This is a genomic window from Streptomyces sp. GLSS-08 (assembly GCF_056387915.1).
Genome location: NZ_JBWJAQ010000002.1, coordinates 325,680 through 338,694 on the forward strand (window position 1 = coordinate 325,680; position 13,015 = coordinate 338,694).

Below are 13,015 nucleotides of genomic sequence, written 5' to 3' on the forward strand. Positions count from 1 at the left end.
TAAGAGATCCGTCAAGGACGGACCGGCCGCCGTAAGAGAGGCGTCAACGGCGTCCGTTTCCGGTCACCGAGGCGGTTTGCTGCAACTGTCCGTTCGATCCGAACCTCATTCAGGAGCTCGCGATGGCCGATCTGGTCTTCGTCGTCACCACGCTCGCGGTGTTCGCGCTGGTGGCTCTCGTCGCCAAGGGGGTGACCAGGCTGTGACCGCCGAGAACGTCGTCGGCCTCGTCGTGGCCGTCGCCCTGCTGGGCTATCTCCTTCTCGCGCTGATATTCCCCGAGAGGTTCTGAGAAGCACCATGAGTCCCGTCCTCGCCGGCGTGCTCCAACTGCTCGCCCTGACAGCGGCACTTGCGCTCGTCCACATCCCCCTCGGCACCTACATGGCCCGGGTGTACTCCTCCGACCGGCACCTGCGCGCCGAGAAGTGGATCTACAAGGCCATCGGTGCCGACCCGGACACCGAGATGCGCTGGCCCGCGTACCTGCGCGGCGTACTGGCCTTCTCCGTGGCCGGCGTGCTCCTGCTGTATCTGCTGCAGCGGGTCCAGGGACATCTGCCCGGCTCCCTCGGCTTCCGGTCCATCGACCCGGACCAGGCCTTCAACACCGCCGCGTCCTTCGTCACGAACACCAACTGGCAGTCCTACTACGGCGAACAGGCCATGGGACACGTCGTGCAGACGGCGGGCCTCGCCGTGCAGAACTTCGTCTCCGCGGCCGTCGGCATCGCGGTCGCCGTTGCCCTCGTGCGCGGTTTCACCCGACGGTCCCGTACGGGTGAGCTCGGCAACTTCTGGTCCGACCTGGTGCGGGGCGTCGTACGCATCCTGTTGCCCGGCGCGGTGATCGCCGCGCTCGTGCTGGTGGCGTGCGGGGTCATCCAGAACTTCTCCGGCATCCACGAGGTCGGGCAGTTCACGGGCGGCTCGCAGCAGTGGAACGGCGGCGCGGTCGCCTCGCAGGAGGCCATCAAGGAACTCGGGACGAACGGCGGCGGCTACTTCAACGCCAACTCAGCCCACCCCTTCGAGAACCCGACCCCGTTCACCAACCTCTTCGAGATCTTCCTGCTGCTGGTGATCCCGGTCGCGCTGACCCGCACCTTCGGCGTCATGGTCGGATCGGTCCGGCAGGGCTACGCCATCCTCGCGACGATGACCACCATCTGGGCGGGCTTCACCGCCCTGATGATGTGGACCGAATTCCAGCACCACGGAACGGCGTTCGACCTCGCCGGCGGCGCGATGGAGGGCAAGGAGACCCGCATCGGGGTCGGCGCCTCGTCGATCTTCGCGGTGTCCACGACGCTGACCTCGACGGGCGCGGTGGACTCCTTCCACTCCTCGTTCACCGGGCTCGGCGGCGGCATCACCATGCTGGGCATGCAGCTCGGCGAGATCGCGCCCGGCGGCACCGGCTCGGGCCTGTACGGCATGCTGGTCATGGCTGTCATCACGGTGTTCATCGCGGGCCTCATGGTCGGCCGTACACCCGAGTACCTCGGCAGGAAGATCGGCACCCGCCAGATCAAGTTCGCGGCCTGCTACATCCTCGTCACCCCGGCGCTGGTGCTGGGATTCACCGCCGCCGCCATGGCCCTGCCGACCCCCGGCGACTCGATGACCAACTCGGGCGCGCACGGCTTCTCCGAGATCCTGTACGCCTACACCTCGGGCGCCAACAACAACGGCTCGGCCTTCGCCGGTCTGAACGCGGACACGCAGTGGTTCAACACCACGATCGGCCTGGCCATGCTCCTCGGGCGCTTCCTGCCGATGGTGTTCGTCCTCGCCCTGGCCGGTTCACTCGCCGAGCAACAGCCGGTCCCGGCGACGGCGGGCACCCTGCGCACCGAGAAACCGCTGTTCACGGGCCTTCTGGTCGGCGCGATCCTCATCATCACCGGCCTGACCTACTTCCCGGCCCTCGCGCTGGGCCCGCTGGCCGAGGGGCTGGCGTCATGAACACCCGCACGGACAGGACCCGTACCGGGAACCCGGCCGACAACACCCGTACCGAGCACCAAGAGGACGCGATGTCCACAGCCACCCCGGCCCGGGCCCCGCACAGCGACGTGCCGGCCGGCCAGGACGAACGACGCGTCGGCACCGGCCCGTTCGACCCCCGACAGCTGCTCAGGTCACTGCCGGACGCCTTCCGCAAGCTAGACCCGCGAGTGATGGTGACGTCGCCCGTGATGTTCGTGGTCCTGGTCGGCTCGGTGCTCACCACGGTGTTCTCCTTCCAGAACCCGGGGGACTGGTTCGGCTGGACGATCAGCGCCTGGCTCTGGCTGACCGTGGTCTTCGCCAACCTGGCGGAGGCGGTCGCCGAGGGCCGCGGCAAGGCGCAGGCCGACACGCTGCGCAGGGCGAAGACCGACACGGTGGCCAGGCGGCTGAACGGTCCGACGGAGCAGTCCGTCCCCGGTACGGCGCTGCGCGTCGGAGACCTGGTCGTGTGCGAGGCGGGCGACGTCGTCCCCGGCGACGGTGACGTCGTCGAGGGCGTGGCGTCCGTGGACGAGTCCGCGATCACGGGGGAGTCCGCGCCGGTCATCCGCGAGTCCGGCGGCGACCGCAGTGCCGTCACCGGCGGGACCCGGGTGCTGTCCGACCGGATCGTGGTCAGGATCACGACGAAGCCCGGGGAGACCTTCATCGACCGGATGATCAGCCTGGTCGAGGGGGCGGCGCGGCAGAAGACACCCAACGAGGTCGCGCTGAACATCCTACTCGCCTCGCTCACCGTCGTCTTCCTGCTCGCGGTGGCGACCCTGCCGCCGCTCGCCGACCACGCCGGCACGCACCTCACGATGGTCGTGCTGGTGGCTCTGCTGGTCTGTCTGATCCCGACCACCATCGGCGCGCTGCTGTCCGCGATCGGCATCGCGGGCATGGACCGGCTGGTCCAGCGGAACGTCCTCGCCATGTCGGGCCGTGCCGTCGAGGCGGCCGGTGACGTGTCGACGCTGCTGCTGGACAAGACCGGCACCATCACACTGGGCAACCGCCGGGCGTCGGAGTTCGTGCCGGTGAACGGCGTCACCGAGGCGCAGCTCGCCGACGCCGCCCAGCTCTCCTCACTGGCCGACGAGACGCCCGAGGGGCGCTCCGTCGTCGTACTGGCGAAGGAGCGGTACGGGCTGCGGGCGCGCCACCAGGGGGAACTGGGCCACGCCGAATGGATCGAGTTCACCGCGCAGACCCGCATGTCGGGCGTGGACGTCGACGGGCGCAAGGTCCGCAAGGGCGCGGCCGGTTCGGTCCTCGCCTGGGTCCGCGAACGCGGGGGAGAGGCGACGGGGGACGCCGAAACGCTGGCCGACGGGATCGCCGAAGCGGGTGGCACACCGCTGCTCGTCGCCGTCGAGGACGCGGACGGTGCCCGGGTGCTGGGCGTCGTCCATCTCAAGGACGTCGTCAAGGAAGGCATGCGCGAGCGGTTCGACGAACTGCGCCGCATGGGCATCAGGACCGTCATGATCACGGGGGACAACCCGCTGACGGCCAGGGCGATCGCGGACGAGGCGGGCGTCGACGACTTCCTCGCCGAGGCGACTCCCGAGGACAAGATGGCACTCATCAAACGGGAGCAGGCGGGCGGCAAACTCGTCGCGATGACCGGCGACGGCACGAACGACGCGCCCGCGCTCGCCCAGGCCGACGTCGGCGTGGCCATGAACACCGGCACCTCCGCCGCCAAGGAGGCCGGGAACATGGTGGACCTGGACTCCGACCCGACCAAGCTCATCGAGATCGTCGGAATCGGCAAGCAACTCCTCATCACCCGGGGCGCGTTGACGACGTTCTCCATCGCCAACGACGTGGCGAAGTACTTCGCGATCATCCCGGCGCTGTTCGCGGTGGTTCACCCAGGCCTGGACCGGCTGAACATCATGCGGCTGTCCTCGCCCGACTCCGCGATCCTGTCCGCGGTCGTGTTCAACGCGCTGATCATCATCGCGCTCGTCCCGCTCGCCCTGCGGGGTGTGCGGTACCGGCCGCTGAGCGCCGACAGACTGCTGCGGCGCAACCTCGGCATCTACGGTCTGGGCGGGCTGGTCGCGCCCTTCGCCGGCATCAAGCTCATCGACCTGCTCGTCTCCCTCATTCCAGGAATCGGCTGATCGTCATGAACAACTCCGTCACCCACTCCGCCCGCCTGCTGTGGGCCTCCCTGCGGGCCCTCCTGGTGCTCAGCGTCATGACGGGAGTCCTCTACCCGCTCGCACTGACGGGCGTCGCCCAAGGGCTGTTCCCCGGCCGCGCGAACGGCTCGGAGATCAGGGCGGACGGCAGGGTCGTCGGCTCGTACCTCATCGGCCAGGCCTACGACCTGCCGCCGAAGAAGGGCCAGGAGGTGCCTCAGCCCGACCTGAAGTGGTTCCAGGGCCGCCCGCGGAACGGGCTCGGCACCAACAGCGTCAACACGCGTTACCGGCTGATCCTGTCCGGCGCCACCAACCGCTCCGGCGACAACAAGGAGCTGATCGACTGGGTGACGGCCGCCAAGAAGGCCGTCGTCGAGGACAACTCGGTGCCCGGCCACCCGGTCGAGAAGTCCGACGTGCCCGCCGACGCGGTGACGTCCTCCGGTTCGGGCCTGGACCCGGACATCTCGCCGGACTACGCCCGACTCCAGGTGCGCCGCGTCGCCGAGCGGAACGACCTCTCCGTCGCCCGGGTACGGGAGTTGGTCGACGAGCACACCGAGGGCCGCACCCTGGGCTTCATGGGAGAGCCGCGGGTCAACGTCCTCGCACTCAACATCGCGCTGAGGACGCTGACGGCGAAGCGCTGACGTCAGCTCGCGGCTGCGGTCTCGGCGAGCTTCTGGAACTCCCCGAGGTCGTAGTTCGCGAGCGCCGAGTCCAGATTGGTGAGCGCTCCGATGTGCTCCACGAAGCCCTTCGGGTCGTACTCGATCTGCAGGGTCACCCTGCTCGACGTGTCGCCGAGCCGGTGGAAGGTGACGACGCCCGCGTGGTGGACGCCGTTCGTGGTCCGCCAGGCGATCCGCTCCTCGGGGATCACCTCGGTGAGCTCGGCGACGAAGTTCTTGTCCGCTCCCGGCAACGACAGCTGCCAGGCGAAGCGCCGTTCGTCGAGCGGCTCCACGATGCGTACGTGGCTGAGGAAGGCCGGCCACCTGGTCACGTCGCTCCAGAGTGCCCAGGTGATGGCCACGGGGGCTTCGATGTCGACGGTTTCCACCAGGGATGCGGACATGCGGCACCTCTTTCTCGGCCGCCCGGACTGCGGCCTCACGGGATCTGTAGCGCCCTGCTACCCGCGCGGGGAGGCCTCACACGGTGACGCCGCGACCCGGGGCAGCAGCCGCCGGCGCCTACAGCGGTGGCTCGCTGAGGAGTTCCAGCAGCCAGTGGGCACTCTCGGCAGCGCCGGGGAGGCCGGGGGCACCGGCCGGGGCGGGGAACAGACGGGTGTACGAGCAGGCGCGCCCGAGAGCGCTCAGCCGCCACGCCGTACGCAGGGCGCGCCGCAGGTCGGCCGCCGTCCGGCCCGCGCCCGTCCAGGGCTCCAGGTAGGCGTCGCGAAGCCGCGGCAGCACTTCAGGTCCGTACCGTGCGCAGGCGCTTCGAACGGCGACCGGCAGACTGCAGAAGGGGTGGGAGACGGCGGCGTCGCCCCAGTCGAAGACGATGAACCGTCCCCGTTCCGGGGTGAACAGCTGGCCGTCGTGCAGGTCCGCGTGGTCGAGGGAGTCGGCGACCCCGGCCGCCGCGAGTTCGGCGCACCACTCGGCGAGGCGCGGGTGAAGTCCGTCGAGCCGACGGCGCTCGTCCGGCCGCAGCGCGGGGTTCGTCGCGACGAGCCGGCCGAAGACCTCGGGCAGATCCGTGGTGCGCGCGCTGGGCACGCCCAGCCGTTCGAGCTGTCCGGTGCGCTGGACGAGCGCGCGCTGCATGACGGCGTACTGGCGCAGGAAGTCCTCCCACGCCGGGAGGCCGGCCCCCTCCCGGTCGAGCACCTCCCTGAACAGCTCTCCTCCGTCGGGCAGCAGTGACCAGCCGCGCTCACCGTCGACGGCCAGAGGCCGCAGCACGTGGTCCGGGACCCAGTCGGCCAGTGCCGCCGTCAGCCGGCCCTCGAAGGCGCCGGCCGGCGGACTCGCCTTGAACCAGACGGCGTCGTGCCCCGCCACGGGCACCCGCACGAGGACGGACCACGGCCGCAGCCGCACCCTCGGGTGCCCCTGGGTCCGCAGGCCGCGTGCGGCGAGTTCGTCCCCCACCCAGTCGAGGGCCGCCGTCCGCCAGGCCCCCTGCTCCCACGGAGTCACCGTGTCCGGGTACTGCCCCCGGTCCACGACCGCTGACACCTCGTAGCGCATCGTGCCATCCCAGCAGCGTCCCGGGCCGGGTGCCACCGGTTTTCTGTCCGGCGCACCGCACCGCACCGGGCCGTGGCGGGTGTGTCCCCGCCGCGCGGTCCTGGAACGGTCGTGGGCGAAACGGCTCCGCACGGCATCGTTGTGAGCCGCCTGCCGCGGTGCGAGGATGCACTGCACCAGCACACCGCGAACCGGAGGGCGCACAGTGACCGACGAACAGCGGGAGCCGCGGGCGGCCGCGGTCTTCGACGCGTTGGGAGCGGACTACGAGAAGGCGTTCGCCGGATCGGAGCCGCACCGGGTGTCGCTGGAGCGGCTGCTCGCCCGACTGCGTCCCGGCAGCCGCGTGCTGGACGTGGGGAGCGGCACCGGCCGGCCCACCGCCTGGACGCTGGCCGCGGCGGGCCACGACGTGCTGGGCGTCGACGTCTCCCCGGTCATGGTGGACATCGCCACCCGCCAGGTGCCGCGCGCCGCGTTCCGGTGCGAGGACATCCGCGAAGTGCCGCTCGGCGAAGCGTCGTTCGATGCGGTCTGCGTGTACTTCGCGCTGTTGCAGATGTCCCGCCGCGAGCAGTCCGCGCTGGTGCGGCGGCTGACGCGGGTCTTGAGGCCCGGCGGCGACCTGGTACTCGCCACCGTGCCGGTGGACGTGGAGGACGTCGAGGTCGTGTTCATGGGGCAGCCCGTACGGGCGACGAGCTTCGCCGCTTCCGACTTCACCGCCATGGTCGGGGAGGCGGGCCTGGAGGTGCTGACGGAGGAGAGCCTGATGTTCACCCCCGCGCACCCCGAGGCCACCCCCGAACCGCACCTCTTCGTGCACTGCCGGCGTCCTGGCGAGACTCCGTCCGCCCGGCCGTGAGCGGGTACGTCGACGCGACCGTGAGCCCGGTACGGCAGCGCGACCGTGTCAGACGGCGACGGCCGAAGTCCCGGGCTGCGCCGGCGGCATGAGAGCCTCCAGCCGCTTGATCTTCCGGTGCACGGCGTACAGCGGGATCACCCCGAAGACCCCGAACGAGATGTCGATGAGCGTCCACCAGAAGGGGATCCCCCGGACCGGCCCGCAGATCAGCGCGAGGGGGACGATTCCCGCGCAGGCGATCATCCCGAACTCGACGACCCAGATGTTGCGCACGGGGTCGCGGTAGGGACCGTAGAACGCGACCGCGATGACGAGGTGCGCGAAGGCCAGCCAGTCGGTGCCGTACAGGACGAAGGGGTACTCGGCGTCGGTGGCGTCGAGCCCCTGGCGTACCCGCCCGATCCAGTCCGTCAGCGCCGGAAGGTGCTCGGGAACGGACAGCGCCCGCAACAGGTCCTCCGTCCAGCGCAGTTCGTGCACCAGGGGGAAGGCCGTGGCGCCGCTCAGCATGAGGCAGACGACGAAGACGGCCAGCCACGTGCGGATGCCCTTCAACAGGGACGCTCTGTCGCTCATGGCAGGACAGTACGCCCTCACTTGAACGTGTTCAAAACCGCCCCCGCGCTTGTCGCGTGTGGCGTCCCGGCAGCCGCCCGCGTCCGACTCCTACGACGCGACGACCGCGTCGGCCTGCGCGTCGTCGGCCCCCGGTTCCCGCGGTGCGTCGGAGAGTTGCTCACGCACGTAGTTCCAGACCACGGCGAGCAGCGCGGCGACCGGAACGGCGAGGAGGCTGCCGACGACGCCGGCCAGGCTGCCGCCCAGGGTGACCGCGAGCAGGACCACCGCGGCATGCAGACCGAGCCCGCGGCTCTGGATGATGGGCTGGAACACATTGCCCTCGAGCTGCTGCACCACGACGATGATCGCCAGCACGATCAGCGCGTCCGTCAGGCCGTTGGACACCAGCGCGATGAGCACCGCCACGAAACCGGCGAACAGCGCGCCCACGATCGGCACGAACGCGGAGACGAAGGTCAGCACCGCCAGCGGAAGCACCAGCGGCACGCCCAGTATCCAGAGCCCGATGCCGATGAGGACGGCGTCCAGCAGGCCCACGAGCGCCTGCGACCGCACGAACGCGCCCAGGGTGTCCCAGGCGCGAGCGGCCACGGTCGGGACGTCGGTGGCGAGCCGGCCGGGCAGCTGACGGGTCAGCCAGGGCAGGAACCGCGGGCCGTCCTTCAGGAAGAAGAACATGAGGAAGACGGCCAGGACGGCGGTCACCACACCGTTGACCACGGTGCTCAGCCCGGTGAAGACGGCCGTGACCATGCTTCCCGCACTGTTGCGGATGCGCTCCACCGCGGCGTCGGAGGCACCGGTGATCTGATCGTCGCCGATGTTCAGCGGCGGCCCCGCGGCCCACTCCCGCAACTTCTCCACGCCGTCGACCACCCCGTCCGTCAGATCGCCGGACTGGGACGCCACCGGCACCGCGATCAGCGCGACGGTGCCCGCGGCGACCGCGAGGAACAGGACGGTGACGATGGACGCGGCGAGAGCGGGGCGCAAGCCGCGGTTGCGCAGGAAACGCGTCAGGGGCCAGGTCAGGGTGGTGATGAAGAGGCCGACTATGAGGGGCCAGACGACCGACCACATGCGGCCCAGCAACCAGAGCACCACCGCCGCCATGACGAGGACCAGCAGGAACTCGGCGGAGGCATGTGCCGATGTACGGAGGGCGGCGCGCGTTTTCGTGGAACTCAACGTGGCAGACATGGGGGTCACCCTATGGGTACGGCTCTCGCACCTCGCCGACACCGTTGGTCATCAGCGACCAGGGGAGACCCTCGGCTGACCGTCCGTCAGTTTTTCTGAGAGCGCACCCCGCCGAACACGACGCGCCCCGCGAACACGACGCGCCCCGCCGAACGCGCGCGCCCCCCGCCGGTGGGAAACCGACAGGGGGCGTCTTCGCGGGTCCGGAACGAGGAGTCCGAGTCCGGTCGGTCCGCCTGCCGAAGCGGCGGACCGGCGGGGAAGGCTCAGACGGTCCCGGACTTGGCGATCTTGACCGTCGTGTTGGGGGTGCCGCTGGAGGAGCCGTGACCCTCGATCTTCTTCACGAGGTCGAAGCCCTCGACCACCTCACCGAACACGACGTGCTTGCCGTCGAGCCAGTCGGTGACGATGGTGGTGATGAAGAACTGCGAGCCGTTGGTGTTGCGGCCCGCGTTGGCCATGCTCAGCAGGCCGGGCTTGGTGTGCTTGAGCTGGAAGTTCTCGTCGTTGAACGTCTTGCCGTAGATGCTCTTGCCGCCCGTACCGTCACCCCGGGTGAAGTCACCTCCCTGAAGCATGAACTGCGGAATGATGCGGTGGAACTGCGATCCCTCGTAGCCGAAGCCGTGCTCGCCGGTGGCGAGCTCACGGAAGTTGCGCGCCGTCTCGGGCACGACGTCGTCGTACAGCTTGAAGACGATGCGCCCGGCCGGCTGGCCGCCGATCTCGATGTCGAAGAACACGTTGTCTGTGGTCATACCCACCATGATCACACCATCGCGGCGCGGAACCGACCGATTCCCGGCAGCTGTCGCGCTCCTCTCACCCTTTCCCGCATGATCACGGTCGTCGAAAGGCGCCTTTGTGCCTGGCGCGAGGCGTGGTCATGGTGGGCGAAATGCGCGGTACCAGGCCGAATGGGACAGTCGGAAGGGCTGTCCTTGAACCGCGAGCACAGGCAGGTCCCATGCCGCGACCCAAGGCGCCCTTGTTCGTCCTGGATCCCGCGGCCCCGCAGTCGTGCGGCCGGTGCGGTGAGATCCGGGTGACGGGGGAAGAAGGCTGCGGTCGGCATACCGGGGCGGTGGGCCGCCCCGGTGCGGACCAATCGTGCCGGAGGCCGCATACTCGGTGATCGTCCGCCCGTGCCGGTGACTGCGACGGGTGCGCCGACGTCAGCAGGAGAAAGGACCGATGGGGGACATGAACGTGCCGAACGAACCGGCCGTGCCGGAAGAGGTCGAGAGCCCCGCGCTGCGGGCCCAGCCGACCGGAGGCCTGGCGCGGTGGATGCTGCGCCACCGGGTGCAGCCCGTGGGCCCCGCGGCCGGCGAGGGGCACACCCATCCGCAGTCCTGGTGGAAGGTGATGTGCCTGACCGGGGTCGACTACTTCTCCAGCCTGGCCTACGTCCCGGCCATCGCCGCTCTCGCCGCGGGCGCCGTCTCGCCGCTGGCGACGCTGCTGATCGTGGCCTTGACCCTGGTGGGCATGCTGCCGATGTACCGCCGCGTCGCACGGGAGAGCCCGCACGGCGCCGGCTCGGTGGCGATGCTGGAGGACCTGCTGCCGTTCTGGTGGGGCAAGCTCTTCGTGCTGGTCCTGCTCGGCTTCGTGGCCACGTCGTGGATCATCACGATCACCCTGTCCACCGCGGACGCCTCCGTCCACGTGGTGGAGAACCCCTTCTTCCCGCAGGCTCTGCACGGCCACGAGGTCGGCCTCACCGTGACCCTTCTGCTGCTTCTCGGCGGGGTGTTCCTCCTCGGGTTCAGTGAAGCGGTGAAGGTGGCCATCCCGCTCGTAGGTGTCTTCCTGGTGCTCAACGCCGTGATCATCGGGGTCGGTGTGGTGGACGTCTTCACGACACCGGGCGCGTTCTCGGCGTGGACCGACGCCCTCGGCGACGGCGGAGGCGGCTTCGGCGATCTGGTCGGGCCCGCCGTGCTGGCGTTTCCGCTGCTGGTCCTCGGCCTCTCCGGTTTCGAGACCGGCGTGAGCATGATGCCCCTCGTGGCCGCGAAGGGCGACGACCCCGAGCAGCAGCTGCAGTCACGGATCCGCAACACGCGCCGGCTGCTGACCACCGCCGCCCTGATCATGAGTGTCTACCTGCTGGCCGCGAGCTTCGTGACCACCGTCCTCATTCCGCACAAGGAGTTCGAGTCCGGCGGCGAGGCCAACGGACGCGCACTGGCCTGGCTCGCGCACGAGAAGGTCGGCGAGGTGTTCGGCACCGCCTACGACATCAGCACCATCCTGATCCTGTGGTTCGCCGGCGCGTCCGCGATGGCCGGACTGGTCAACATCGTGCCCAGGTATCTGCCGGACTACGGGATGGCTCCGGAGTGGGGCCGTGCCGTGCGCCCCGTCGTGATCGTCTACACCGCCCTCTGCGTCGCCATCACCATCGCCTTCGACGCCGACGTCGACGCGCAGGCCGGCGCGTACGCCACCGGCATCCTGGCGATGATGGTCTCCGGCGCGTTCGCCGTCACGATCTCGGTCGTGCGCAGCGGCCGGCGTGCGGCGGGGACGGGCTTCGCACTGCTGACCGCGGTGCTGTTCTACGCCCTGGTGGCGAACATCGTCGACAAGCCGGACGGGATCGCCATCTCCGGATTCTTCATTGCCGGGATCATCCTCGTGTCGCTCATCTCCCGGGTCTCGCGCACCACCGAACTGCGCGCCGACCGGATCGTCTTCGACGAGGGAGCCCGCCGGTTCATCACCGACACCCTCGCCCACGACAACTCCATCAACATCATCGCCAACCGGCGCCAGGCCGGCGACAGCGCCGAGTACGCGTACAAGGAACGCGAGCAGCGAGGCACCAACCCGGTGCCGGGCCCCGCCGACGTGTTGTTCCTCGAGATCGACGTGGTGGATCCGTCCGACTTCAGCGAGACCCTCTCCGTACACGGAGTGGAGGTCGACGGCTACCGGGTCCTGCGCGCCGAGGCCCCCGCCGCCCCGAACGCCATCGCCGCGATCCTGCTCGCCCTCCGCAACGCCACCGGTGTCCAGCCGCACTGCTACTTCGCCTGGGCCGAGGGAAGCCCCCTGCGGCACATGTTCCGCTACTTCCTGCTCGGCCGCGGCGACACGGCTCCCGTCACCCGCGAGATCATCCGCAGCCACGAACCCGACCCCGACCGCCGTCCCGGCATCCACGTGGGCGGCTGACGCGGCGCGGCCGGACGCACGGACGAAGCGGGGAACGCAGCCGCCGCCCGGCCCCCTGAGTGAGGGGGCGCGGGCGGCGGCGGGGGAACAGGGGGAGCGTCAGACGTTGACGCCGAAGTCCGAGGCGATGCCGGACAGGCCGGAGGCGTAACCCTGGCCCACCGCACGGAACTTCCATTCGGCGCCGTGCCGGTACAGCTCCCCGAAGACCATCGCGGTCTCGGTGGAGGCGTCCTCGGACAGGTCGTAGCGCGCGAGCTCCTGACCGCCCGCCTGATTGACGACACGTATGAACGCGTTGCGGATCTGGCCGAAGCTCTGGCCTCGGCTGTCGGCGTCGTGGATCGAGACCGGGAAGACGATCTTGTCGACACCGGCGGGTACGGCGGCGAGGTCCACCTTGATGGACTCGTCGTCGCCCTCGCCCTCACCGGTGAGGTTGTCACCGGTGTGCTCCACCGAACCGTCCGGGCTCTTCAGGTTGTTGTAGAAGACGAAGTGCTGGTCGGAGAGGACCTTGCCCGCAGAGTCCACCAGGAGCGCGGACGCGTCGAGGTCGAAGTCTGCGCCGGTGGTGGTCCGCACGTCCCAGCCCAGACCGACGAGGACCGCCGTCAGGCCCGGCGCCTCCTTGCTGAGCGATACGTTGCCACCTTTGGACAGGGAAACTCCCACGCTGTTCTCCTCCGCGTCAGGGCCAGTTGGGCACCCGCACCGGAATGAGCGGACCCGCACGAAATCTACACGGGCCGGCCTCCGGCCGGTCGGCGGAGCCGTCCGGTTGCGGTACCGGCAATCCCCATGGAAGCGTTGAT

The 13,015-nt window shown here is 69.8% G+C and carries 12 protein-coding genes; 6 read left to right on the forward strand and 6 right to left on the reverse strand.

What is annotated here, in order from left to right; all coding sequences use genetic code 11:
• Window positions 1-202 precede the first annotated feature (202 nt).
• The 4 genes from kdpF to AC0ZLC_RS04200 all read left to right on the forward strand — a co-directional run bounded on the left by kdpF (window position 203) and on the right by AC0ZLC_RS04200 (window position 4,807).
• The gene (gene kdpF, locus AC0ZLC_RS04185) at window positions 203-292 is read left to right on the forward strand and encodes a K(+)-transporting ATPase subunit F (RefSeq protein ID WP_416982221.1); all 90 of its coding nucleotides are present in this window, start codon (window positions 203-205) and stop codon (window positions 290-292) included.
• 8 nt (window positions 293-300) lie between these two features.
• Window positions 301-1,968 carry a potassium-transporting ATPase subunit KdpA gene (gene kdpA, locus AC0ZLC_RS04190; RefSeq protein WP_476750494.1) on the forward strand — a complete coding sequence of 556 codons (1,668 nt, stop codon included), beginning with the start codon at window positions 301-303 and terminating at the stop codon, window positions 1,966-1,968.
• A 71-nt stretch (window positions 1,969-2,039) separates the two neighbouring features.
• The gene (gene kdpB, locus AC0ZLC_RS04195; protein WP_476750735.1) at window positions 2,040-4,133 is read left to right on the forward strand and encodes a potassium-transporting ATPase subunit KdpB; all 2,094 of its coding nucleotides are present in this window, start codon (window positions 2,040-2,042) and stop codon (window positions 4,131-4,133) included.
• Between the two features lie 5 nt (window positions 4,134-4,138).
• Entirely contained in the window at window positions 4,139-4,807 is a 669-nt protein-coding gene (locus tag AC0ZLC_RS04200) for a potassium-transporting ATPase subunit C (protein ID WP_476750495.1), read from the forward strand.
• Between the two features lie 2 nt (window positions 4,808-4,809).
• Here AC0ZLC_RS04200 and AC0ZLC_RS04205 read toward each other — a convergent pair whose 3' ends face one another.
• Both AC0ZLC_RS04205 and AC0ZLC_RS04210 read right to left on the reverse strand, forming a co-directional pair.
• A complete protein-coding gene (locus AC0ZLC_RS04205) occupies window positions 4,810-5,235 on the reverse strand; it encodes an SRPBCC family protein (protein ID WP_476750496.1) in 426 nt (141 codons plus the stop codon).
• A gap of 118 nt (window positions 5,236-5,353) precedes the next feature.
• The gene (locus tag AC0ZLC_RS04210; RefSeq protein WP_476750497.1) at window positions 5,354-6,361 is read right to left on the reverse strand and encodes a phosphotransferase; all 1,008 of its coding nucleotides are present in this window, start codon (window positions 6,359-6,361) and stop codon (window positions 5,354-5,356) included.
• A 166-nt stretch (window positions 6,362-6,527) separates the two neighbouring features.
• On the opposite strand from AC0ZLC_RS04210, the gene AC0ZLC_RS04215 reads away from it, so the two are divergent.
• Window positions 6,528-7,226 (forward strand): class I SAM-dependent methyltransferase, encoded by a 699-nt coding sequence (locus tag AC0ZLC_RS04215; protein ID WP_476750498.1) that lies wholly within the window; start codon window positions 6,528-6,530, stop codon window positions 7,224-7,226.
• Between the two features lie 48 nt (window positions 7,227-7,274).
• On the opposite strand, the gene AC0ZLC_RS04220 is transcribed toward AC0ZLC_RS04215, so the two are convergent.
• The 3 genes from AC0ZLC_RS04220 to AC0ZLC_RS04230 form a co-directional block, all read right to left on the reverse strand.
• Entirely contained in the window at window positions 7,275-7,805 is a 531-nt protein-coding gene (locus AC0ZLC_RS04220; protein WP_476750499.1) for a hypothetical protein, read from the reverse strand.
• A 90-nt stretch (window positions 7,806-7,895) separates the two neighbouring features.
• Window positions 7,896-9,011 (reverse strand): AI-2E family transporter, encoded by a 1,116-nt coding sequence (locus AC0ZLC_RS04225; RefSeq protein ID WP_476750500.1) that lies wholly within the window; start codon window positions 9,009-9,011, stop codon window positions 7,896-7,898.
• A gap of 266 nt (window positions 9,012-9,277) precedes the next feature.
• A complete protein-coding gene (locus AC0ZLC_RS04230) occupies window positions 9,278-9,772 on the reverse strand; it encodes a peptidylprolyl isomerase (protein WP_476750501.1) in 495 nt (164 codons plus the stop codon).
• A 445-nt stretch (window positions 9,773-10,217) separates the two neighbouring features.
• On the opposite strand from AC0ZLC_RS04230, the gene AC0ZLC_RS04235 reads away from it, so the two are divergent.
• Complete coding sequence (locus AC0ZLC_RS04235; protein ID WP_476750502.1) at window positions 10,218-12,200, forward strand: amino acid transporter; 1,983 nt, start codon at window positions 10,218-10,220, stop codon at window positions 12,198-12,200.
• Window positions 12,201-12,299: 99 nt separating this feature from the next.
• Here the strand turns inward: AC0ZLC_RS04235 and AC0ZLC_RS04240 are convergent, their stop codons facing one another.
• A complete protein-coding gene (locus AC0ZLC_RS04240) occupies window positions 12,300-12,875 on the reverse strand; it encodes a TerD family protein (protein ID WP_476750503.1) in 576 nt (191 codons plus the stop codon).
• Window positions 12,876-13,015 lie beyond the last annotated feature (140 nt).

What these genes read in the sequence shown, in the direction of transcription:
- AC0ZLC_RS04220 (WP_476750499.1), bottom strand. Translation starts at nt 7,805, where the DNA reads ATGAGCGACAGAGCGTCCCTGTTGAAGGGCATCCGCACGTGGCTGGCC.
- kdpA (WP_476750494.1), top strand. Translation starts at nt 301, where the DNA reads ATGAGTCCCGTCCTCGCCGGCGTGCTCCAACTGCTCGCCCTGACAGCG.
- AC0ZLC_RS04215 (WP_476750498.1), top strand. Translation starts at nt 6,528, where the DNA reads ATGCACTGCACCAGCACACCGCGAACCGGAGGGCGCACAGTGACCGAC.
- AC0ZLC_RS04230 (WP_476750501.1), bottom strand. Translation starts at nt 9,772, where the DNA reads ATGACCACAGACAACGTGTTCTTCGACATCGAGATCGGCGGCCAGCCG.
- AC0ZLC_RS04205 (WP_476750496.1), bottom strand. Translation starts at nt 5,235, where the DNA reads ATGTCCGCATCCCTGGTGGAAACCGTCGACATCGAAGCCCCCGTGGCC.
- AC0ZLC_RS04235 (WP_476750502.1), top strand. Translation starts at nt 10,218, where the DNA reads ATGAACGTGCCGAACGAACCGGCCGTGCCGGAAGAGGTCGAGAGCCCC.
- AC0ZLC_RS04200 (WP_476750495.1), top strand. Translation starts at nt 4,139, where the DNA reads ATGAACAACTCCGTCACCCACTCCGCCCGCCTGCTGTGGGCCTCCCTG.
- kdpB (WP_476750735.1), top strand. Translation starts at nt 2,040, where the DNA reads ATGTCCACAGCCACCCCGGCCCGGGCCCCGCACAGCGACGTGCCGGCC.
- AC0ZLC_RS04210 (WP_476750497.1), bottom strand. Translation starts at nt 6,361, where the DNA reads ATGCGCTACGAGGTGTCAGCGGTCGTGGACCGGGGGCAGTACCCGGAC.
- AC0ZLC_RS04225 (WP_476750500.1), bottom strand. Translation starts at nt 9,011, where the DNA reads ATGTCTGCCACGTTGAGTTCCACGAAAACGCGCGCCGCCCTCCGTACA.